Annotated in this window: 18 protein-coding genes; 7 read left to right on the forward strand and 11 right to left on the reverse strand. The window is 66.2% G+C overall.

What is annotated here, in order from left to right; all coding sequences use genetic code 11:
* From BDW41_RS06690 to rph, 9 genes are all read right to left on the reverse strand, one after another.
* Positions 1-1,584, reverse strand: a complete 1,584-nt coding sequence (locus BDW41_RS06690; RefSeq protein WP_233496811.1) for a cytochrome ubiquinol oxidase subunit I — start codon at positions 1,582-1,584, stop codon at positions 1-3.
* The gene (gene cydP, locus BDW41_RS06695; RefSeq protein WP_233496798.1) at positions 1,584-1,826 is read right to left on the reverse strand and encodes a cytochrome oxidase putative small subunit CydP; all 243 of its coding nucleotides are present in this window, start codon (positions 1,824-1,826) and stop codon (positions 1,584-1,586) included. Before cydP ends, BDW41_RS06690 begins: the two co-directional genes overlap by 1 nt.
* A gap of 237 nt (positions 1,827-2,063) precedes the next feature.
* Positions 2,064-3,596 carry a glucosyltransferase domain-containing protein gene (locus BDW41_RS06700; RefSeq protein WP_158536983.1) on the reverse strand — a complete coding sequence of 511 codons (1,533 nt, stop codon included), beginning with the start codon at positions 3,594-3,596 and terminating at the stop codon, positions 2,064-2,066.
* A 31-nt stretch (positions 3,597-3,627) separates the two neighbouring features.
* Positions 3,628-4,950, reverse strand: coding sequence for a Xaa-Pro dipeptidase (gene pepQ, locus BDW41_RS06705; protein ID WP_074546234.1), 1,323 nt, complete (start codon positions 4,948-4,950; stop codon positions 3,628-3,630).
* 1,480 nt (positions 4,951-6,430) lie between these two features.
* Positions 6,431-6,790 (reverse strand): pilus assembly protein PilZ, encoded by a 360-nt coding sequence (locus BDW41_RS06710; RefSeq protein ID WP_074546232.1) that lies wholly within the window; start codon positions 6,788-6,790, stop codon positions 6,431-6,433.
* The gene (locus BDW41_RS06715; RefSeq protein WP_074546230.1) at positions 6,787-9,060 is read right to left on the reverse strand and encodes a DUF1631 family protein; all 2,274 of its coding nucleotides are present in this window, start codon (positions 9,058-9,060) and stop codon (positions 6,787-6,789) included. Before BDW41_RS06715 ends, BDW41_RS06710 begins: the two co-directional genes overlap by 4 nt.
* Before the next feature lie 81 nt (positions 9,061-9,141).
* Entirely contained in the window at positions 9,142-10,308 is a 1,167-nt protein-coding gene (gene hemW, locus BDW41_RS06720) for a radical SAM family heme chaperone HemW (RefSeq protein ID WP_074546227.1), read from the reverse strand.
* A gap of 3 nt (positions 10,309-10,311) precedes the next feature.
* Complete coding sequence (gene rdgB / locus BDW41_RS06725; RefSeq protein WP_074546225.1) at positions 10,312-10,911, reverse strand: RdgB/HAM1 family non-canonical purine NTP pyrophosphatase; 600 nt, start codon at positions 10,909-10,911, stop codon at positions 10,312-10,314.
* A gap of 16 nt (positions 10,912-10,927) precedes the next feature.
* Positions 10,928-11,659, reverse strand: a complete 732-nt coding sequence (gene rph / locus BDW41_RS06730; RefSeq protein ID WP_074546223.1) for a ribonuclease PH — start codon at positions 11,657-11,659, stop codon at positions 10,928-10,930.
* A 73-nt stretch (positions 11,660-11,732) separates the two neighbouring features.
* Between rph and BDW41_RS06735 the strand changes: the two genes are divergently transcribed.
* Positions 11,733-12,593 carry a YicC/YloC family endoribonuclease gene (locus BDW41_RS06735; RefSeq protein WP_074546222.1) on the forward strand — a complete coding sequence of 287 codons (861 nt, stop codon included), beginning with the start codon at positions 11,733-11,735 and terminating at the stop codon, positions 12,591-12,593.
* 62 nt (positions 12,594-12,655) lie between these two features.
* Here BDW41_RS06735 and BDW41_RS06740 read toward each other — a convergent pair whose 3' ends face one another.
* Positions 12,656-13,168 (reverse strand): ferritin-like domain-containing protein, encoded by a 513-nt coding sequence (locus BDW41_RS06740; protein WP_074546220.1) that lies wholly within the window; start codon positions 13,166-13,168, stop codon positions 12,656-12,658.
* Between the two features lie 302 nt (positions 13,169-13,470).
* Between BDW41_RS06740 and BDW41_RS23355 the strand changes: the two genes are divergently transcribed.
* The 4 genes from BDW41_RS23355 to BDW41_RS06755 all read left to right on the forward strand — a co-directional run bounded on the left by BDW41_RS23355 (position 13,471) and on the right by BDW41_RS06755 (position 17,810).
* The gene (locus BDW41_RS23355; RefSeq protein ID WP_158536984.1) at positions 13,471-13,632 is read left to right on the forward strand and encodes a hypothetical protein; all 162 of its coding nucleotides are present in this window, start codon (positions 13,471-13,473) and stop codon (positions 13,630-13,632) included.
* A 35-nt stretch (positions 13,633-13,667) separates the two neighbouring features.
* Positions 13,668-16,139 (forward strand): membrane-bound PQQ-dependent dehydrogenase, glucose/quinate/shikimate family, encoded by a 2,472-nt coding sequence (locus BDW41_RS06745; protein ID WP_074546217.1) that lies wholly within the window; start codon positions 13,668-13,670, stop codon positions 16,137-16,139.
* Positions 16,140-16,340: 201 nt separating this feature from the next.
* Positions 16,341-16,532 carry a hypothetical protein gene (locus BDW41_RS06750; RefSeq protein ID WP_074546215.1) on the forward strand — a complete coding sequence of 64 codons (192 nt, stop codon included), beginning with the start codon at positions 16,341-16,343 and terminating at the stop codon, positions 16,530-16,532.
* A gap of 138 nt (positions 16,533-16,670) precedes the next feature.
* Entirely contained in the window at positions 16,671-17,810 is a 1,140-nt protein-coding gene (locus BDW41_RS06755; protein ID WP_074546213.1) for a glutathione-independent formaldehyde dehydrogenase, read from the forward strand.
* A gap of 5 nt (positions 17,811-17,815) precedes the next feature.
* On the opposite strand, the gene BDW41_RS06760 is transcribed toward BDW41_RS06755, so the two are convergent.
* Positions 17,816-18,685, reverse strand: a complete 870-nt coding sequence (locus BDW41_RS06760; protein ID WP_074546211.1) for a DUF72 domain-containing protein — start codon at positions 18,683-18,685, stop codon at positions 17,816-17,818.
* Between the two features lie 237 nt (positions 18,686-18,922).
* Here BDW41_RS06760 and BDW41_RS06765 point away from each other — a divergent pair, with 237 nt between their 5' ends.
* The gene (locus BDW41_RS06765; RefSeq protein ID WP_074546209.1) at positions 18,923-19,501 is read left to right on the forward strand and encodes an isochorismatase family cysteine hydrolase; all 579 of its coding nucleotides are present in this window, start codon (positions 18,923-18,925) and stop codon (positions 19,499-19,501) included.
* Positions 19,502-19,722: 221 nt separating this feature from the next.
* Positions 19,723-20,364, forward strand: a complete 642-nt coding sequence (gmk, locus tag BDW41_RS06770; RefSeq protein WP_074546208.1) for a guanylate kinase — start codon at positions 19,723-19,725, stop codon at positions 20,362-20,364.
* Positions 20,365-20,368 lie beyond the last annotated feature (4 nt).

Below are 20,368 nucleotides of genomic sequence, written 5' to 3' on the forward strand. Positions count from 1 at the left end.
TCAGGCGCCGACGCGCGTGGCAAGGTGGGTCACCGGCGGCACGGGCTCGGCGGGCGGCCACAGCCCGAGGCCGTCCGGCCCCTTCTTTGCGTACTTCACCATCAGCGTGGCGTCGATGATGGCCAGCACGCTATAGAACAGCACGAAACCGCCCAGGGAGGTCCATACCTGTCCGGCCGTCACGCTGGATACGCCCAGCGCGGTCGGCAGGATGCCTTCGATGGCCCAGGGCTGGCGCCCGTATTCGGCCACGATCCAACCCAGCTCCGCGGCAAGCCACGGCAGCGGCAGGCTCCACAGTGCGAGCTTGAGCAGCCAGCGCCGCTTGTCGAGCTGGCGCTTGCTCGCCTGCCAGAACATGAAGGCGAACAGCGCGATGAAGTAGAAGCCGCAGGCCACCATCAGGCGGAACGACCAGAACAGCACCGGCACGTTCGGAATGGTGCTGTCGGCCGCCTTCTGGATATCCGCCGGCGTGGCCTTGCGCGGGTCGTCCATGAAGCGCTTCAGCAGCAGGGCGTAGCCCATGTCCTTGTCATGCGCGGCGAGTATCGCCTTGGCCTGCGCGTTGTTCTTGTCCTCGCGCAGCACCAGCATCGCGTCATAGGCGAGGATGCCGTTGTTGATGCGCCCCTTGGTGTCCTCCACCAGGTTGGCGATGCCCGGAATCGGCTTGTCGATGGAGCGCGTGCCGATCAGGCCCATCACCCACGGAATGCGCAGCGCGTAATGCGTGGTGTGGTTCTCCACGTCGGGCACGCCGACCAGGGTGAACGACGCCGGCGCGGGTTCCGTTTCCCACATGGCCTCGATGGCGGCCATCTTCATCTTCTGGTTCTCGGACACCGCGTAGCCCGATTCATCGCCCAGCACCACGACCGACAGCGCCGCGGCGAGGCCGAAACTGGCGGCCACCGTCATCGAGCGCTTGGCGAAATCGGTGTTGCGCCCCTTCAGCAGATACCACGCGCTGATCGACAGCACGAACATCGAACCCACCACGTAGCCGGCGCTCACCGTGTGCACGAACTTCGCCTGCGCGACGGGGTTGAACATCACCTCGGTGAAGGACGTGACCTCCATGCGCATGGTCTGCGCATTGAAGGCCGAGCCCACCGGGTTCTGCATCCAGCCGTTGGCGATGAGGATCCACAGCGCGGAAAGGTTGGTGCCCAGCGCGAGGAACCACGTGGTGAGCAGGTGCGACACCCGCGACATGCGGTTCCAGCCCATGAAGAACAGACCCACCAGCGTCGCCTCGAGGAAGAACGCCATCAGGCCCTCGATGGCCAGCGGCGTGCCGAACACGTCGCCCACGTAATGCGCGTAATAGGCCCAGTTCATGCCGAACTGGAACTCCATGGTGACGCCGGTGGCGACGCCCATGGCGAAGTTGATGCCGAACAGCACGCCCCAGAACTGCACCATGCGCTTCCAGACTTCGCGCCCTGTCATCACATAGACGCTCTCCATGATGGCGAGGATCCACACGATGCCCAGGGTGAGCGGCACGAACAGGAAGTGATAGAGCGCAGTCAGCGCGAACTGCAGGCGTGAGAGCGTGACGACATCGGAGTCGATGATCATGGGCTGCCTGCTTGCGTTGAGGAAGAAGAGGATGCCGGCGCGAGCAGATGCTCGATGGCGGCGGGTCGGGTGTCAGGTCGTTCGTAATGCGCTGCGACCACCCACCAGATCGCAGACAGGAACGCGATCTTGGCGATGACGAGCAGGATCAGCTCGCGCCCCAGTCGACGCAGCGGCGGCCTTGGCGGATCGGCGGCAGCGCGGCCCGGACTGGCCGGCTCGGCGGACGGCATGGACATGCTTCAAAGCCCCCAAAGCTTCATCTAGGGGCGAGCATACGGAAGGTATGTGAAGTTGTCGTGCGGGAGGTTGACGCAGCGGTGGATAGCCGCGTGGGCTGAAATGTCGCTACGAAAAAGGCGCTTTTGGGTGTAGGTGTTTTTACCTAGCGTCGTTGCCGGTCATGCTGGCTGCCCCGGGATGGGTGCTCCTTCCCATCCCCGCGATGGCAAGCCGTACCCGTGCCGGGTATGGCTTTACGAGCAGCCCTTTGGGGTTCCCGCAGGAAAGGTGGCCACGACCGTGTCATCGACCAGGCGCACGGCGTAGTTGCCGCGTGTCATGAGCACCGGCGCGCTGCACGCCTGCGCCAGGATGGCGGCAACGCGAGCCTGCGAGCCCGGCTCGCGGGCCAGCTCAGGGGTGTCGCTCAAGTAGTAGCGCAGGTAATACGACGTGTGGAAATCCGCCTCGCGCAGGTACGGGAAGATCAGCGTCCTGATGAGCGGAAACTCCTGCGCGGCGCGCTCCGTCACGGGAGCGAGTCCGACCGATCCATCGATCAGGATGTAGTGGACCGGATGCTCTGCGGCCAGTGCCGCCACGTCGTTCGACAGGGTCGACGCCACCCGTTCCTCAAGCGCCTTCTGGGCACCCAGTGAATTGCCATAGACGGCGGCAAAGCTTGCCATGCCCAGCGCCCAGAGGCTTGCGCAGGCCATCACCCAGCGATGGGACCGCCCCCAGGCGCGAATAGCGCAGCAGATGCAGATCAAGCCCGCACAGAGAAGCGCACCGACGCCCATGAACACGCGCGGCAGTATCACCGGGTTACGCAGGGGAAGCATGGGCAGCGTGATCGACAGCGTCGCCAGGAAAGGGATGAGCAATCCAAAGGCTGGCCAAAGAACCATGCCCCAACGCGACCGTTGTTGGCGGGCATAGCGAAACGCAAGCAGCGCAGGCATCGCGGCCATCACCAGCAGCAGCGGGCCCGCCCATCGCAGCCAATGCGTATTGAAGGCGCCCGCCATATAGCCATAGAAATCCAGGGCGTTTCTCTTCAGCACCCACAGCTCGCCCACGCCCCGGATCGTGGCGCTGTGCTCCTTCAGCCAGTCCTCGATGGTGGGAGCGATCAGCAGCTGGTAAGCAGCCATGGCCACGATGCATTGGGCCACCCGCCCGGCCAGTGTCCGTATCAATTCGCGTGGCGGGCGTTGTTCTGCCTGGCCGACCACCAGCTCCATCAACGTAAAGATCAGAAAGGCCGTCAACGCGGGCTGATAGAAGCAGAGGCTGGCGAACAGAGCGATCGCGCCGAGTATCCAGCCCTTGCGAGCAGCGCCAGCGGCCATGAAGGGGAGCCATGCGGTGAACAAGGCCAGCGACATGCCCAAGGCGTCGAAGCGGTACGACAGGTTCTCCAGGAAAAACGGCTGTGCACCGAGGGGGAAGGCGATGAGGGCGGCCAGCCACGGCGACTCGATGCGATAGCGTCGCGCCATCAGCACGCTGGTGGCCGCGAGTACCGCAATGGCGCCTATCTGCGGCAGCGGCGAGATATCGACAAGATGGCGAAGATTGAACTGGAGCAGGCGCATGACCAGCATGGCCAGGTGCCGGCCATTCGCATCCCAGCCATAAAAACCGGTGATCGCACGGGTCACGTCGTCGCTGTAATACCGATCCGCACGAAGGATCGGGAACAGGACCAGCAGCAGTAGAAGCGTCAGCGAGATGAAAAACGTGTGTCGGTCACGTGCGACCGACACGGTGTCCTTGGACATCATGAGCATCCATTCCCTTGGTGGAAGGTTTTCAGAGCGACGCGAAGGCGTCGCGCGTGAGGTTCTCCGGCGCGTCGGTGGTGCACACCACGTCGTCCTCGATGCGGATGCCGCCGTAGGGGCGCAAGCGCTCCACCCGGGTCCAGTCGATATCCGCGGCTACCGGCTTGTCGCGCAGTTCGTCGAGCAACATGTCGATGAAGTACAGGCCCGGTTCGATGGTGACGACCATGCCCGGCTCGAGTACGCGCGTCATGCGCAGGTAGGGGTGGCCCGGGGGGCGGGCGATGGTGCCGCCCGTTTCGGAGGCCTGGAACCCGGCGACGTCGTGCACCTGCAGCCCGATGGGATGGCCCAGGCCGTGCGGGAAGAAGGCCGACGTGACACCGGATGCCACGGCGCTCTCGGCGCTCATGCGCACGATGCCGTGTTCGCGCAAGACCTCGGCCAGCACGTGATGCGCATGGATGTGCAGCTCGGGATAGCTCTGGCCGACGCGCACCTTGGCCGCGAAACCGCGCTGGGCGACATCCACGCTGTCGATCAGCGCCTGGAATTCCTCGTGGCCCCTGGCGGCGTAGGTGCGCGTGATGTCGCTTGCGTAGCCGGCGGCGCTGGCGCCCGCATCGATCAGGAACGAGCGGCTTTCCGAGGGCGCCTTGCGGTCGAAGTGCGTGTAGTGCAGCACGGCGCCGTGTTCGTTGAGGGCCACGATGCTGGCGTAGGGCAGCTCGGCGTCGACCTGGCGCGCTGCGGCGAGGTAGGCCATGTGAATGCCGAATTCGCTCTCGCCGGCGCGAAACGCCTGCTCGGCCGCGCGGTGAGCGCGGGCGCCGATGCGGCTCGCCTCACGCATCAGCTCCAGCTCGTACGGCGTCTTGATCGAGCGATGCCAGTGCAGGTAATCCATCACCGCCTGCGGGTTGTTCGCTTCCGCGCCAGGCACCGCAGGGCACTCGGGCCCGATGATGGCCCGACGCGTGCTCTCGCCCGGCAGCAGGGCCACGGCGTCCGTCGCGCTGCGCACAATCTCGATGTCGAAATGCTCCACCCAGTAACCCGTGGGCGCGGCCGGCACGACATGCCAGTAGTCCTTGGGCTGCAGATAGATCAGCTTGGGCTTTCGGCCCGGCGTGTGGACGATCCAGCTTCCCGGGGTGTCGGTCAGCGGCAGCCAGTGGCGGAAATGCGGGTTGGCGACAAAGGGGTAGTCCTGGTCGTCGAGGAACTTGCGCAACGGCGTCCCCGCGGCGATCACCAGATGATCGAAGCCGCCCAGGGCAAGCGCCTTGTCGGCGCGCTCGCGCAGCGTGGCGAGGTGCTGGGGATAAAGGGGGGCGAGGCGGTCTTGCATGGTGACTCCGGGAGTGTGCCTTGGTGTCTGGGGGTTGGGAGGCGGGGAGAGAGGGACATGATGGCGCGGTGGGGATGGGATCGCCAGTTTTGGGGGGGGCTGGGTTGAGTGGGCGGTGGATTTGTTTGGGCATCCGCTTGAGGAGAGTGGCATGGCTACCTATGCCTCGCCGTTTCATTCTTTAGCCGTCATCCCGGCGAAGGCCGGGATCCAGTGACTTTGCGCTGGGTTTTCGCGTGGAGTTCGGTCGGCACTTTTTAGCGTTCCCGCGACCGGGCCGCCTACGCGGCGGGCGTTCCGCCCTCCTGCCGGAGGCCGGGTCACTTTCTCTTGCTTGCCCAAGAGAAAGTAACCAAAGAGAAGGGCCCCCGGATGAGGCGCCTATCGGGCTGAAGCCCGATAGGTACGCGGACGGGTTGCGGGGTTTGTCGACAGGGCATCCTGCCCTGACGACAAACTGGCTCGCATCCTTGCGAGCCACCCTGCGGGCTATTCCTCCACCCGCCCGCCGCCTCATACGGGGACCCGGAAGATCAAGAGCGTCGAGCCGACGGCTCGTGCCGCTGTGCGGCACATCGCGTCGTGGCAGGCGCGCAGCGCCTGCCTTGGAGCCTGTTCAAAATCTCCGGAGCAACAACTGTCCCCTCACCGTCATCCCCGCGAAGGCGGGGATCCAGTGTCTTTAATCCTTCTCGCAGCGCGTAAAGTCGCTGGATGACCAGCCATTCGGCTGTTGATGAAGCGCCCCCCGCCTTCGCGGGGATGACGGTGAGGCGAAATGTGGACTCACGCGAGATTTGAACAGGCTGCTAAGAGCAGGAGCGAGGCGTTATGTCGGAGTGTCGTGTTCCGGAAATGGAATGCCGCGCTACAGGAATGGCTTGCCACAAGGTGGCGAGCTCTCCAAAACGGTCGGGAAGCGTAGCGTCCGCTTTACCCAACCTCAGCGATCGGGAAGCGTAGCGCACGCTGCTTTAAGCCCTCACCGTCACGGCGCGTTGCGAAGCGCTCCGAAGTACCCGCTGTGTAGCGGCGAAGGTTGCCAAGCCACAACGCACCTCAAGCGTTCGGGCTTATCCCTACGGAATGCTGCGGGCGTTGGCTCTGAAGGCCATTTTCTTTGGGTTACTTTTCTTTTGGGCCAGCAAAAGAAAAGTGACTCGGCCTTCGGCAGAAGGTCGAAACGCCCGCCGCGTAGGCGGCCCGGTCGCGGGAACGCACGAAGGCGCCAATCGCCGCAACGCGACAGCCAAAAGCAAAGTCACTGGATGACTCGCTTCGCTCGCCCCTTCGGGGCCGCCCTACGGGCGTTCTGCGCGCTTCGCGCTTGTCCTGCCTTCGCAGGAATGACGGCTAAAGAATGAGGCCTATACGCCCTTGAGGCCCGATATAAGACCCTCGTGCGCTTCGCACTGTCGGGGCCGAGCGAGAGCGCTCATGCAACGCCGCACATAAAGATCGCACCAGCCCCAACCCAAACCTATTCCCGATCCGGCTGTTCCAGCCACGCATCCAGCAACGCCGCATCCGCATCGTCGATCGCCACGATGCGATACCCCGCCCACACCTGCCCAGGGCTGGCCGCGGCCTCGTGCCACTGTTCCTGTATGCCCACCTCGATGCTCTGCGGCGCGCTGCCCAGGCCCGGCAGGGACAGGCTCACCTGATAGATCGCTTCGCTGCGCGGTGGGCGCGTGCTGATCAACAGCATGCCATTGGCGGAAAGATTGCCCAGGTGGCCGATGGGTTGGCCGGTGATGACGTCGGTGACGACGGCGGTGAAGTTGGCGCGTTTGCGCAGGGCGCGGCGCTGGTCGATGGAGGCGACGTTTTCGCTCACGTGGATGCTCCTGAGCGCGGGGACGTGCCGTGGCCGCTGGTGATCTGGCGCAGGTGGCTGGTCAGGGCGTGCCAGGCGCGGTCGAGCAGGCTTTCCTTCATCGGCGGTATTTCGCGCACGCGGCCGCAGACCATTTCATGCGCCAGCTGTTCCAGCGTCATTTCCTGGCTGCGCAGGCCGCGCCGGGTCACGAACAGGCTGTTGCCCGAGACCGGCGAGTACCAGGCCAGCTTGCGTGGCGTGACGCGGCCGTTGGCGGGGTCGATGAACTCGAACCAGCTGCCGAAGGGCAACTGGCGCAGCCGCTGGCGGATGCGTGTTTCCGGCGACTCGGGCGGCGGGGCTGGCGCGGGTGCCGCAGGCGCGGGAGTTTCCGGGGCAAGGTGTTCGCCCAGGCGCTGGCGCTGCTTGAGCTTGAGGGCCAGTTCGGTGGTGGTCGCGGTGTCCTGGCTGGGCGCGCCCTGCGCGGGGACGCCCAGCAGTCGCTGCGCCACCTGCACGGCTTCCTCGGCGTGCATGCCGATCTGCTGCAGGCCGGATTCCACCTCCGCCTGCAACAGGTGGCGATCGGTCACGGGCAATTGGCCGAGCAGTTGGTCGGTGATGCGCAGGCGCGAGACGAAGGCTTCGCTGTCTTCGCCGTGGCGCAGCAACGTCAGCGCAAGCACGTCGGACCATGCGCGTTCGAGCAGGGTGCGCAGCAAGCCGCGCGGGTTGCACTTCTCGAAGCGCTCCGTCATCAGCGCATTGGCGTGGTGGCGTGCCTGTTCCAGGCGCTCGCGGCCCTGCATGGCTTCCACCTGGCGGCGCTCGGCGATCTGCGCCTTGCGGTTGAGCAGGCCAAGGTGATGTTCGATGTCGGCGAGCAGGCTGGTGTAGAGGCCGGTGCTGGGCGGCTCGCGGCGTGCGCGGTCGACCAGCTGGGTGAGCTTGGCTTCGAGCGAGCGGTCGATGTCGCCGTCGGGCGCGTCCAGCCAGTCGTTCGCCGCTTCGGTGACGAGGCCCAGCAGCTTGCGCGCGGGATGTTCGCGCTGGTTGAAGAAATCCTGGTCCGCCACGGCCATGCGCAGCAGCGGCAGTTGCAGGTCGCCCAACAGTGAATGCGCGTTGCCTTGGTGATGCAGCTGGCGGTCCATCTGCTCGAACAGCATCGCGACGAGTTCCACGGTGTCGCCCTGCTCGGCGGTCAGGTGCATCTGCGCCGAACCTTGCGGGCGGCCCGCGTTGAGCTGGGTCATCAGCTCGTCGCGCAGCGCCTGCGCGCTCAGCAGTTCGCGTCGTGCGTTGTCGGCGACGTCGCTGACGTGCAATTGCAGGGCGTCCAGCGCCAGCTGCAGTTCTTCCGGCGTGGCCGCGCGACCGCTGTGGTAATCCAGCGCGCCCTGGTTCGCGCGATGTTGCGCGAGCATCTCGCGCAGGCTGTCGAGCACGGCGATGCTGTCGCTGCGCGGGGCGGTGGCGGGCGCGGGCGCGGTGGTCGTGGGCTGCTGCCGCTGGAACGGGGCGGGCGCATTGTCGCCGCCGGCGTGGCGCGGCTGCCTTTCCTGCATGGCGCGCGGCGGGGTGGGGAAGGCACGCAGCTGCGGCAGGATGCCGTCGGCGCGCAGGTGTTCGTTCACTGTGTCGTACAGCGTCGACAGGCCGTGCACCATGACGTTGTCGAAACTCTGCAGCAAAAGCAGGCTGTGTTCGAGGGACAGTTCCAGCGAGTTGATGGCCTGGCGGAACGAGGTGGCCAACGCGTGCGGGCCTAGCGGCAGGCACTCGCCTTCCAGCGGTGGCTGGCCCACCAGTACGGCCAGGCGGTAGCCCAGTTCGAACAGCGATGCGCCGTGCCGGGCCTCGCCGCGCGCGACCAGCTTTTCCAGCGCGGCCATCTGCTCGTGTTCGGTGGCGTCGAGCAGTTCCAGGGGGCGACGCAGCGCGTCGGCAGGCGTCTCCGGTTCGGGCTGGGCGCCCACGCCATTGAAATGCTGGCGGATGCCTTCGACGAAACGCCGCTCCACGGCCGGACGCTGCTGCTGCAGCATCTGGCGGCCATACAGGCATTGCTGCTGTTCGACGGGATTGCGCGAGCGCTCCGCCTGGGCATAGAGGCGCTGCTCCGCCTCCACCAGGCACTGGCGCAGCGGTGTTTCCAGCCAGCTGACGCACAGCGCATGGGTTTCTTCGATCAGTCGACGGGCACGCGGCGCCCAGCTGGCATGATCGGGACGCAGATCCCGATCGGGTGCAAGCGACGGCCGTCGACCCTGCTGTTCGACTTCCATACAGACCCTAGATTCATTCCCCCCGGATGGCCAAGAGTCTAAGGCTGGCGTGGGACGTCCGCTATCGGCCGGACGGTGGATTCAGTCAAGAAATCCGGAAATGACGTCGTTGAGAAAGCGTTGGCCGAGCGCGGTCGTCTGCAGGCGGTCGGGGCTATCGGTCAGCCAGCCCTTCCGCCGCGCCTGAGCCATGGCATCCGCAATGCGCTCGACGGGCAGGCCGGTGCGCTCGGCGAAGTCGGCCATGGGGACGCCGTCGATCAGGCGCAGGGCGTTGAGCATGTACTCGAAAGGCAGCTCGTCGCCCGCCACCGCGCCGCTGCCGCCGATGCGCTCCTTGCTGCCCGGCGCGGACAGGTAGGCCTTGGGATGCCGGGTTTTCCAGCGGCGGATGACTTCGCCGCGGGCGGCGTCGGTGATCTTGCCGTGGGCGCCGGCGCCAATGCCCAGGTAGTCGCCGAAGCGCCAGTAATTGAGGTTGTGCACGCAGCGGCGGTCGGGGCGGGCGTAGGCGGATACCTCGTATTGCCTATAGCCGGCGGCCCCCAGCTGTTGTTCGCAGGCCTCCTGCATGGCCCAGGCGTGGTCGTCGTCCGGCAGGGGCGGCGGGTTGGCGGCGAAGGCCGTGTTGGGTTCCAGGGTGAGCTGGTAGTGCGAGATGTGCGTGGGCTGCAGCGCCACGGCGCGCGCCACGTCGGCCAGCGCGCCCTCCTGCGTTTGCTCGGGCAGGGCGTACATCAGGTCGAGGTTGATGTTGCGGTAGCCCGCATCCTGCGCGGATTTCACCGCCGTCTCGGCCTCGCTGGCGGAATGGATGCGACCCAGCCGGCTCAGCTTGGCGTCGTCGAAACTCTGGATACCGAACGAAAGACGGTTCACGCCCGCCGCCAGATAGCCATCGAAACGGCCATGTTCCACCGTGCCGGGATTGGTCTCCAGCGTGATCTCCGCATCCTGCGCCAGCGGCAGGCGACGGCGCACGCCGTCGAGGAAGCGATCGATCAGCGCCGGCGCGAACAGGCTGGGCGTGCCGCCGCCGAAGAAGATGCTGTGCACGGTGCGGCCGTGCACGGCGTCGCCGAAGTCGTGCAGGTCGGCATCGAGGTCGGCGAACAACGCGTCGATGTAGCCATCGTACGGCGGCGGTTCGCCGCGCAGCCCGTGCGAATTGAAATCGCAATACGGGCATTTCTTCACGCACCACGGCATGTGGACGTACAGCGACAGCGGTGGTGCGATCAGCGGCATGGCTTAGCGGTGCTGTTCGGCGAGCTGGCTGCGCAGCAGGGCCAGCGCACGGCCGCGATGGCTGATGCGGTTCTTGAGGCCCGGAGGGAGTTCGGCCGCGCTCACCGTTTCGCCATCGGGCAGGAACAGCGGGTCGTAGCCGAAGCCGTGTTCGCCGCGTTGCTCGGGCAATACGCGGCCGTGCCAGCGTCCTTCGGCGATCAGCGGCGCCGGATCGTCTGCGTGCTGCAGCAACACCAGCACGCAGATGAAGAACGCGCCGCGCTGCTCCGTCGGCACGCCGTCGAGTTCGCGCAGCAGCTTGGCGTTGTTCGCGGCGTTGTCGCCGTGGTGGCCGCTGTAGCGCGCCGAATACAGACCCGGCGCGTCGCGCAGGTGTTCCACGCACAGGCCCGAGTCGTCGGCCAGCGCGGGCAGCCCGCTGAGGCGCGACGCGTGGCGGGCCTTGAGCAGGGCGTTTTCCACGAAGGTGAGGCCGGTTTCGTCGGCGTCCGGCACGTTGAAGGCGGACTGGGGCTCGACGTGCAGCCCGCTGTCGGCCAGCAGGGCGTTGAACTCCTTCAGCTTGCCGGGGTTGCTGCTGGCGAGGACGATGCGCGACATGCGTGTTTCCGTGGGATCAGGAGAGTTCCAGCGCCACGCGCTGCGCGGCGACCAGTTCGGCGATGCCTTTCTCGGCCAGGCCCAGCAGGGCATCCATCTCGTCGCGGCGGAAGGCGTGCCCTTCGGCGGTGCCCTGTACCTCGATGAAGCCGCCGCCGTCGTTCATCACGACGTTCATGTCAGTGTCGCAGTTGGCGTCTTCCGCGTAGTCCAGGTCCAGCACCGGCACGCCCTGGTAGATGCCCACCGACACCGCCGCGACGGCGCCCATGATCGGGTTGCGACGCAGGTTCTCGCGCTTCATCAGGGTGCTCACGGCATCCACCAGGGCCACGTAGGCGCCCGTGATGGCGGCGGTGCGCGTGCCGCCGTCGGCCTGGATGACGTCGCAGTCCAGCGTGATCACGCGCTCGCCCAGGGCCTGGCGATCCACGCAGGCGCGCAGGCTGCGGCCGATCAGGCGCTGGATTTCCATGGTGCGGCCGCCCTGGCCGCCGCGCGCGGCTTCGCGCTGCGTGCGGGTGCTGGTGGCGCGGGGCAGCATGCCGTACTCGGCCGTGACCCAGCCCTCACCCTTGCCGCGCAGCCACGGCGGCACGCGGTCCTCGATGCTGGCGGTGCACAGCACGCGGGTGTCGCCAAAACTGACGAGCACCGAGCCTTCCGCGTGGCGGGTGTAGTGGCGTTCGATGGTGACGGTGCGCAGCTGGTCGCTGGCGCGGCCACTGGGGCGGCTGGGAGAACTCATGGAATGCGGCCATTGGGCAAGGCAGGGCGGGAAAGTTTACCATTGCGCCCTTTCCGACACCCGCAGGCTCCCGATGACCCGCAGCATGACGGCTTATGCCTCCGCCGAGACGACTGGCCCCGCCGGCACGCTCAGCTGCGAGCTGCGCACGGTCAATCACCGCTACCTGGAACTGAGCCCGCGCCTGCCCGACGAACTGCGCGTGTTCGAGCCTGCCCTGCGCGAGCGCATCGCGGCCAGGCTGTCGCGCGGCAAGGTGGACGTCACCGTGCGCCTGCGCGGCGAAGCCCGCGCCGAGTCGCTGCAGGTCAACGCCACGGCGCTGGCGCGGCTTTCCGAGCTGGCGCTGGACCTGGAAGCGCGCTTCCCCCGCATGAACATCGAGTTCACCGAGCTGCTGCGCTTCCCGGGCGTGCTGCAGCAGTCGGACGTGGATCCCGACGTGCTGCAGGCCGCCTTGCTCGACGTGCTCGACCGCGCGCTCGACGCGCTCACCGCCACCCGCGAACGCGAAGGCGCCAAGCTGGCGGCCCTGCTCAAGGAGCGGCTCGACGCCATCGAGCGCATCGTGGCCGACGTGCGCAGCTTCATGCCGCAGATCCGCGAGGGCCTGCGCGCCCGCCTGGAATCGCGCCTGGCCGACCTCAAGCAGCCCGCCGACCCGGGCCGGCTGGAGCAGGAACTGGTGCTGCAGATCACCCGCAGCGATGTCGACGAGGAACTGGATCGCCTGACCACGCACATTGCCGAAACGCGCCGCGTGCTGGGCACGAAGGAGCCGGTCGGCCGCCGCCTGGATTTCCTCATGCAGGAATTCAACCGCGAAGCGAACACGCTCGGTTCCAAGGCCGTGGACGTGCGCAGCACCAATGCCGCCGTCGAGCTGAAGGTGCTGATCGAACAGATGCGCGAGCAGGTGCAGAACATCGAATGACGCCCGAGGATGTCCGCGCTCCGGCCTGAGTAGCCGAGGCGCGGGAACCGCGCGGGGTTTCCTCAGGCCTTTGCCGTCGCTTGGGCGGCTTCCTCATTCTTGCCGCCTTGCAGGGCGAGTTGCGTGAGCTTCTTGTCGGTGGCCTTTTCTTCCTCCAGCGTTTCCTTGAGCAGCGGGATGGCGTCGTCGTAGCCCAGCTGCTTGGCCAGGGCCAGCAAGGTGCCATAGGCCGCGATCTCGTAGTGCTCCACTTTCTGCGCGCCGGCGATGAGGGCGGCATCGCGCAGCGGACCTTCGGCGATGCTGTCGATGACGTCGCGGCCTTCCTCGACCAGACCCTCCATCGCCGCGCATTTCATGCGCTTGAGTCGGATCTGCAGCGCCTCGACCACCTGATCGATGCGCTCCACCTGGCCTTGCGTTTCTTCGGCGTGGCTCTGGAATGCGCCGGATAGCTCCTCCGCCGATGCGGCGCGCGACAGGCGGGGCAGCGCGCGTGTCAGCTGCTTTTCGGCGCTGTAGATGTCCGACAGCTCGTGCACGAACAGTTCTTCAATCGTCTTGATGGATGCCATGGGGTTCTCCGGAAGAGGGTTGGATTCCCGTGGAAAGCTTGGTTGCGTCGCAGTGAGTTCACGGACTGCGAAGTGTTTGCTTGGCGTGCAGGCCGTGATGTTCTGCTCGCGTTGCTGCAGCGCTTCTCCGTGACGGTGCGCGAACATGGCTCGAAGCCACGGCCTCTTTCTCGCCGCTTTCCGAATTTCTTGCGCGGCCATGACGAATGTGGCGCCGCTCTTCATGCCTGCCTCACGACGACACGTACAGGGATGGACAAGACTCCAACGCGCCTTTGACGCGAAGACCCGCGGGAGCAACCATGAACGAGCAACACCGACCAGCCAAACACGAGTCCGGCGACCGCAACCAGAACGAGGTCGCCGACAAGGATGCCGAACAGCAGCGGGAGCGCGACAGGAAAATCAACGAAGGCGAAGAGCGCACCGCGCGTGATGCGGATCGCGACATGGGCAAGCGTTAGCGTTCCCTTCGCACATCAGCACGGGAGCTTACGCCATGGCTACATCGGCTTCCCCGCCGTCTGCGCGACCTTGGATCACCGCGCTCGTGTTCGCCGTGATCGGCGCCTGGCTGCTGGTCGGCGGCATCTGGCTGCTTGTCCTCGGGGGATCACCCTATTACGCGGTGTCTGGAGCCGTCACGGTGCTGAGCACTTGGCTGCTGTGGGCGCGGCGGCGGGCGGGCGCATGGCTCTATGGCGTCGTCTGGTTGGGTACGGTGGTCTGGTCGCTGTTCGAGAGCGGGCTCAACTTCTGGTACCTGGAACCCCGGCTGCTCGTGCCGACGCTGCTGTTGATCTGGCTATGGTTGCCGCCGGTGCAGCGCAAGCTGGTCGGCGCCGCGCCGCATGCATCACGCCAGGCCGCCACGGCCATCGTATGCGTTGCGTTCTGCGTGCTCCTTGGCGGATTGGCCGCGAGCGTTGGAGCAGTCCATGCGCCGCAGAGCGACGGCGACGAGGTACGCAACGGTGCCGACAGCGATGTGCCCGACGCGGACTGGCCTTTTTACGGCCGCACGCCACGCGGCGACCGGTTCACGCCGCTCGATCAGATCACCACGGCCAACGTGTCCGAACTCGAACCGGCGTGGACGTATCGAACGGGCGACCTGCCGTATCCGACCGACAAGAAGAACCATCACGAATTCAATTTCGAGGCGACGCCGATCAAGATTGGCGACAGCCTTTACCTGTGCACGCCGCATAGCCATGTGATTGCGCTGGACCCGGTGACCGGCAAGGCGCGCTGGACCTTCGACCCGCACGCCGACACCAGCGAGAACGCGTACGTCAATTGCCGGGGCGTTTCGTACTACCGCGCGCCGGCAGGCACCGACTGTCCCGAGCGCATCATCGCCCCGATTGCGGATGCGCGCCTCGTTGCGCTGGATGCCCGCACCGGCAAGCCCTGCGAGGGATTCGGCGAGCATGGTTTCGTCTCGTTGACGCGGTACCTCGCGCCGATGGGCAAGGGGTTTCATTTCGTCAGTTCGCCGCCGCTGGTGATCAAGGACCGCGTGATCCTGGGCGGATGGATTTATGACGGGCAGGCGGAAAACGAACCCTCCGGTGCGGTGCGCGCGTTCGATCCCATCACTGGGGCGCTGGTGTGGGCATGGGACGTGGGAAAGCCGGGAGAGGTCGCGCATCCGGACGCAGGCGATGTGCTGACGCGCGGTACGCCGAACGCGTGGGGCGTGTACACGGCGGACGAAGCGCTCGGGCTAGTCTACCTGCCCACCGGGAACGCGGTACCCGACTACTACGGGGCGAACCGGCGGCCGTTCGACGAAAAATATTCCAGCAGCGTCGTTGCGCTGGACATCGAAAGCGGCGCGCCACGCTGGCACTTCCAGACGCTGCATCACGATCTGTGGGACATGGACGTACCCATCGGCCCGTCCCTGGTCGATCTGCCCGACGGCGCGGGGCATGTCGTGCCCGCGCTGGTGCAGACCACCAAGCGAGGCGAACTCTTCCTGCTGGATCGGCGCGATGGCCATCCGCTTGCCGAGGTGACGGAAAAGCCGGCGCCGCAGGACGGGCTTCCGGGCGATCACGTGGCGCCGACGCAACCGTATTCGGTAGGCATGCCATCGTTCGCGCCGCCACGCATCCGCGAGCGCGATGCCTGGGGCGCGACCCTGCTGGATCAGCTGGTGTGCCGCATCCAGTTCCGCAGCATGCATTACGAAGGCGCCTACACGCCCATCACCACCCGCAAGACGCTGGTCTATCCCGCCTTCGACGGCATCGTCGACTGGCAGGGCGGGTCGATCGATCCGGTGCGCCATTGGCTGGTGGTCAACACCAGCTTCATACCGTTCGTCGCGCAGTCGTTTCCTCGCAAGAAACCCGAGCAGAGCGGCGACATCCCCACGTGGAACGGTCAGGGCACGCCGCCGCACGCCAAGGATTTCGAGTGGAACCCGCAATACGGCACGCCTTACGCCACCAAGGTGGAACCCTGGCTCAATCCGCTGGGCGTGCCGTGCAAGGCGCCGCCGTGGGGCCAGATGGCGGCGGTGGATCTGACATCCCGGCGCATCGTGTGGCAGCACGACGTCGGTACCACGCGCGACACCGGGCCGTTCGGCCTGCACGTCAACCTGCCGCTGCCCACCGGCATCTTCAATATCGGCGGCAACATCATCACGGCGGGCGGACTGGTGTTCATGGGCGCCACGGCGGACGACTACCTGCGTGCCTTCGACGTAAGCACGGGCAAGGAACTGTGGCGCGCCAGGCTGCCGGCCGGCGGTCAGGCCACGCCCATGAGCTACGAAGGCGCGGACGGGCGGCAATACATCGTGATCTCCGCAGGCGGCCATGGCGGCTTGCGCACGCGATCAGGTGACTACGTGGTGGCTTACGCGCTGCCCGCGTCGCGTGCGCCGGTGAAGCGAAAGAAGCGCATCGCGGCCGCGACCACGCCGCCGGTGGTTTCCATCACGCCCGTGCCATGACCGAACGGCGACAGCACGCATCCACTCATGCGAACTCGACCATGCCGCGCTAACGGCAAGCGGCGTTCGCTTTCACAAACATGCAAACATGTTTCATGAGTGCCTGACGCCAGGTCTTCACGCCATTGGTCAAGCTAAGCCCGTGATCGCGACGCGCACAGCGGTTGCAACTTCCTTATCGGGTGCGCTTGAGGTGACGACATGGCGAATACCAATCAGGGCAATCGTGGCGGAGACCATGCATCCCACGAGCAACACGTCAAGGCTGGCCAGCAGAGCCACAAGAATCAGGAAGGCAAGCAGGCCAGTTCGGGCAGTGGCTCGAGCGGCCAGCGCGGCGGCAGCCACGAGCAGCATGTGAAGGCAGGTCAGCAGAGCCACAAGAACGACTGACCGGCGGGGGCGGTCCTTCCGGGCCGCCCCTTTGCTGTTTGCGATGCATGGCGGGACGCATGACACCTTTCGTGCCTGTGATGTCTCGAGATCCTCTTCCACGCGCCCAGCGGGCGCAGACATCCAGGAGACAGCGACATGAGAGCTCTGGTCTACAAAGGGCCGCGCGACGTGCAGGTCGAGAACGTGCCGGACGCGCGCATCGAAAAGCCCACGGACGCGCTGGTGCGCGTCAGCACCACCAATATCTGCGGCTCTGATCTGCACATGTACGACGGCCGCACCAGCGTCGAGTCCGGCCAGGTGCTCGGGCACGAAACGCTGGGCGAGGTGATCGAAGTGGGCGACGCCGTGGATCACGTGAAGGTCGGCGACCTGGTCTGCCTGCCATTCAATGTCGCCTGCGGATTCTGCGAGAACTGCGAGCGAGGCCTGACCGGCTTCTGCCTTACCGTGAATCCGGGCAAGGCGGGCGGCGCCTATGGCTACGCGGAAATGGGCCCGTACCGTGGCGGCCAGGCGGAACTGCTGCGCGTGCCCTATGCCGATTTCAATTGCCTTGTGCTGCCAGAGGCTGCGCGCGAGCAGCAAAGCGATTACGTGATGCTGGCGGATATTTTCCCCACGGGCTACCACGCCACCGAACTGGCCGGCGTGCTTCCGGGCGAGTCGGTGGTGATCTATGGCTCAGGCCCGGTCGGCCTGATGGCTGCGTACTCCGCCATGATCAGGGGCGCGGCCAAGGTCTTCGTGGTCGATTCCATCAAGGAACGCCTGGCGCTGGCCGAGAAGATCGGCGCCATCGCCATCGACGATACCGAAGGCGAGGGCGCGGACCAGGTCGTGGAATGGACGGGCGGCGGCGCGGATCGCGGCTGCGAATGCGTGGGCTACCAGTGCTTCAACTGCAAAGGGCACGAGGTGCCCAACCTGACGATGAACAACCTGGTGAAGGCGGTGAGGCCAACGGGCGTCATCGGCGTGGTCGGCGTGTTCATGCCCAAGGATCCCGGCGGCTCCGACGCGCTGGCCAAGGAAGGCAAGATCGCCTTCGATATGGGCCAGTTCTTCAGCAAGGGACAGCGCATGGGCACCGGCCAGGCCAATGTGAAGGCGTACAACCGCCGACTGTGCAAACTCATCGAGGCTGGCAGGGCGAACCCTTCCTTCATCGTGTCGCACGAGCTTCCGCTGAAGGACGCGCCGGATGCGTACAAGCACTTCGATGCCCGCGACAAGGGATGGACCAAGATCGTCCTGAAGCCGCAGCAGGGTTGAGCGGTTTAGCTTGGAAGAGACCGCCGCAGGCGGTCGGCAAGGCGCAGGGCGTCGAAAGGCGCGTCCACGTGCGCGTCGTTGTCGAAATACACATAGACATCCCGCGAGCGGCGCACGGGCATACCGTCCCGAACGACAAGATCGCGCTTTGCCGACGTGCCGCCCCGTAGCCAGGATCGAATGCGGCGCGCCCAGCGTGCCAGCGAGGCGTCATCGTATCGACTGCTGTAGAGGGACTGCTCGCCATGCAACCGCACGTACATGAAACCCGCGGTGACGTCCTGCAGCATCGGCCAACGCCCCGCGCCATCCGACACCACGACCGCGACACCGTAGACACGCGCCAGGCGAATAAAGTCCTCGTCCAGGAAACTCGGGTGGCGAACTTCGAGCGCATGGCGAAGGCGCTTGCGTGCGAAATTTTTTGGGCAGGGCGTGCGCGCGTGCTGGCGGGCCAGCGCGCAGGCGTCCTCGCCCCGGCGCGGCAGGCCGGCGAAGAAGGTTTCGATGCGATCGCGTTCGAAGTGGAAGTTCGGCGGCAACTGCCACAGGAACGGCCCCAGTTTTTCCCGCAGCTCCAGCGGGCCCGAGCAAAGAAACACCGAGAACGGCTGGGCGAGATCCTTCAGGCGCTTCACGTGGGTAAGAAAGCGCGGCGCCTTCACGGCGAAAACGAAGCCGGCGGGCGTGCTCCGGTACCAGGCGCGGTAATCCTCCGGGCGCTGCAAGCGATAGAAGGACGCATTGAGTTCGATGGAGCGGAACTGGCGCGCGGCGTAGCCAAGCTCGCCATCGACGGGGAGATCCTCCGGATAGAACACGCCTCGCCACGTGTCGTAATGCCAGCCGGAAATTCCGATACACAGCATGGCCATGGTCGAATTCCCGTGCAGATGGCTCCGTGGTATCAGCCAGGCCCACAGCGCTCCCGGCGTTGACACCGCTTTCTCGTCTCGCTGGCGGCGGCCTCACGAGTGCTTTCGCACGCTCACGCCGTGACTTCGGTTTAAGGTAATCCCAGTGCACGCGACCCATCCGCGCAATTTGTATCAGCACGCTGTGAAAGGCCGAGCGAACATCTCGCATGCCGCGCGGCCGGCCATGATCTGCCGATGAACCGCTCCGACCATCGTGCGCTGCTGCTTGTCGACCTCTTCGGCGACTTCCAGTTCGAAGACGGTGAAGCGCTCGCCCGCGCCTTGAAGGATGCCGCTCCCGGCATTGCAGCGGCTGCGGCGGGCTGTCGCCGGCAGCGCATCCCGGTGGTGTATTGCAACGACAACTTCGGGCGATGGCACGATCCGTGGGAGGCCGTGCTGGAGTTCACCGCCCGGGAGGGGAAGGAGGTCTCGGCGGAGCTCCTCGCGCATCTGCGGCCGCAGCCCAGCGATATCGTCCTGCTGAAATCCCGCCACTCGGCCTTCTACCAGACCCAGCTTCCCGCCCTGCTGGAAGACCTCAAGACCCGCGAACTGGCCGTCGCCGGCGCCGCGACCGACGCCTGCGTGATGTGCTCGGCGCTGGATGCGCATATGCGCGGCCTGGACGTCCGCGTGCTGGAGGACGCCACCGCGGCAGCGTCCCCCGCGCGTCACGAGCGCGCGTTGGCGCACCTGCGCGAAAGCCTCGATATCCCGGTACTGCCCCACGTCGCGTGGCTGGGGAGCGCGGCGGCGGCCCCCGCTCGCTAGGAAGCGACGCAGAAGGAAAGGCGCTGGCCCGACGGGGAAGATGGTCGGGTGCCGGGCGGTATCTGGCTATACTGGGGACTTTCCCGTGAGCTTTCGCTGCCCATGCCCAGCGCCCCTTCCCGTCGTAGCCCGGGCCGTGCCTGGAGGAAGGTGCAGGGCGTCAAGATGGCGCAGGAAGGCGCTGTTTCCGGGGTTGCCTTGGGTTTGGGTGCAAACATCGAATGAATACGACCACGCCAGCCGCGGAAAGCGCCGCCTGTACCCTGTTCGTGGTGGCCGCGCCGTCGGGCGCGGGCAAATCGACGCTGGTCAACGCGCTGCTGGAGCGTGAGCCGTCCATCTCGCTGTCGATCTCGCACACCACCCGGCCGCCGCGTCCTGGCGAGCAGTACGGCCGCCACTATTTCTTCGTGGAGCGCGAGGCGTTCGAGCAGGAGATCGCCGAAGGCATCTTCCTCGAGCATGCCGAAGTGCACGGCAACCTCTACGGCACCTCGCGCACCACGGTTGATACGCTCCTGGCCGAGGGGCGCGACGTGCTGCTGGAAATCGACTGGCAGGGCGCGCGCCAGATCCGCAAGAGCAAGCCCGACTGCGTGAGCGTGTTCATCCTGCCGCCCTCGCGCGTGGAGCTGGAGCGCCGCCTGCGTGGCCGCGGTTCGGACAGCGCGGACGTGATCGCGCGCCGGCTGCACAACTCGCGCGAGGAAATCGCCCACGCGCACGAGTTCGACTTCATCATCGTCAACGACCAGTTCGAGACCGCGCTGCAGGACCTGCAATCCATCGTGCGCGCCGTTCGCCAGCGCTCGGCGCTGCAATGGAAGCGTCATGAGGCGCTGATCCAGGAGCTGCTGGCCTGATTCC

The organism is Dyella sp. AtDHG13, from assembly GCF_003201105.1.
GTDB classification, from domain to species: domain Bacteria; phylum Pseudomonadota; class Gammaproteobacteria; order Xanthomonadales; family Rhodanobacteraceae; genus Dyella; species Dyella jiangningensis_B.

Excerpts from the sequence above, each read along its gene's own strand:
- cydP (WP_233496798.1), bottom strand. The coding sequence starts at position 1,826 with ATGTCCATGCCGTCCGCCGAGCCGGCCAGTCCGGGCCGCGCTGCCGCC.
- BDW41_RS06700 (WP_158536983.1), bottom strand. The coding sequence starts at position 3,596 with ATGTCCAAGGACACCGTGTCGGTCGCACGTGACCGACACACGTTTTTC.
- pepQ (WP_074546234.1), bottom strand. The coding sequence starts at position 4,950 with ATGCAAGACCGCCTCGCCCCCCTTTATCCCCAGCACCTCGCCACGCTG.
- BDW41_RS06715 (WP_074546230.1), bottom strand. The coding sequence starts at position 9,060 with ATGGAAGTCGAACAGCAGGGTCGACGGCCGTCGCTTGCACCCGATCGG.
- hemW (WP_074546227.1), bottom strand. The coding sequence starts at position 10,308 with ATGCCGCTGATCGCACCACCGCTGTCGCTGTACGTCCACATGCCGTGG.
- rdgB (WP_074546225.1), bottom strand. The coding sequence starts at position 10,911 with ATGTCGCGCATCGTCCTCGCCAGCAGCAACCCCGGCAAGCTGAAGGAG.
- rph (WP_074546223.1), bottom strand. The coding sequence starts at position 11,659 with ATGAGTTCTCCCAGCCGCCCCAGTGGCCGCGCCAGCGACCAGCTGCGC.
- BDW41_RS06735 (WP_074546222.1), top strand. The coding sequence starts at position 11,733 with ATGACCCGCAGCATGACGGCTTATGCCTCCGCCGAGACGACTGGCCCC.
- BDW41_RS06740 (WP_074546220.1), bottom strand. The coding sequence starts at position 13,168 with ATGGCATCCATCAAGACGATTGAAGAACTGTTCGTGCACGAGCTGTCG.
- BDW41_RS23355 (WP_158536984.1), top strand. The coding sequence starts at position 13,471 with ATGAACGAGCAACACCGACCAGCCAAACACGAGTCCGGCGACCGCAAC.
- BDW41_RS06745 (WP_074546217.1), top strand. The coding sequence starts at position 13,668 with ATGGCTACATCGGCTTCCCCGCCGTCTGCGCGACCTTGGATCACCGCG.
- BDW41_RS06750 (WP_074546215.1), top strand. The coding sequence starts at position 16,341 with ATGGCGAATACCAATCAGGGCAATCGTGGCGGAGACCATGCATCCCAC.
- BDW41_RS06755 (WP_074546213.1), top strand. The coding sequence starts at position 16,671 with ATGAGAGCTCTGGTCTACAAAGGGCCGCGCGACGTGCAGGTCGAGAAC.
- BDW41_RS06760 (WP_074546211.1), bottom strand. The coding sequence starts at position 18,685 with ATGGCCATGCTGTGTATCGGAATTTCCGGCTGGCATTACGACACGTGG.
- BDW41_RS06765 (WP_074546209.1), top strand. The coding sequence starts at position 18,923 with ATGAACCGCTCCGACCATCGTGCGCTGCTGCTTGTCGACCTCTTCGGC.
- gmk (WP_074546208.1), top strand. The coding sequence starts at position 19,723 with ATGAATACGACCACGCCAGCCGCGGAAAGCGCCGCCTGTACCCTGTTC.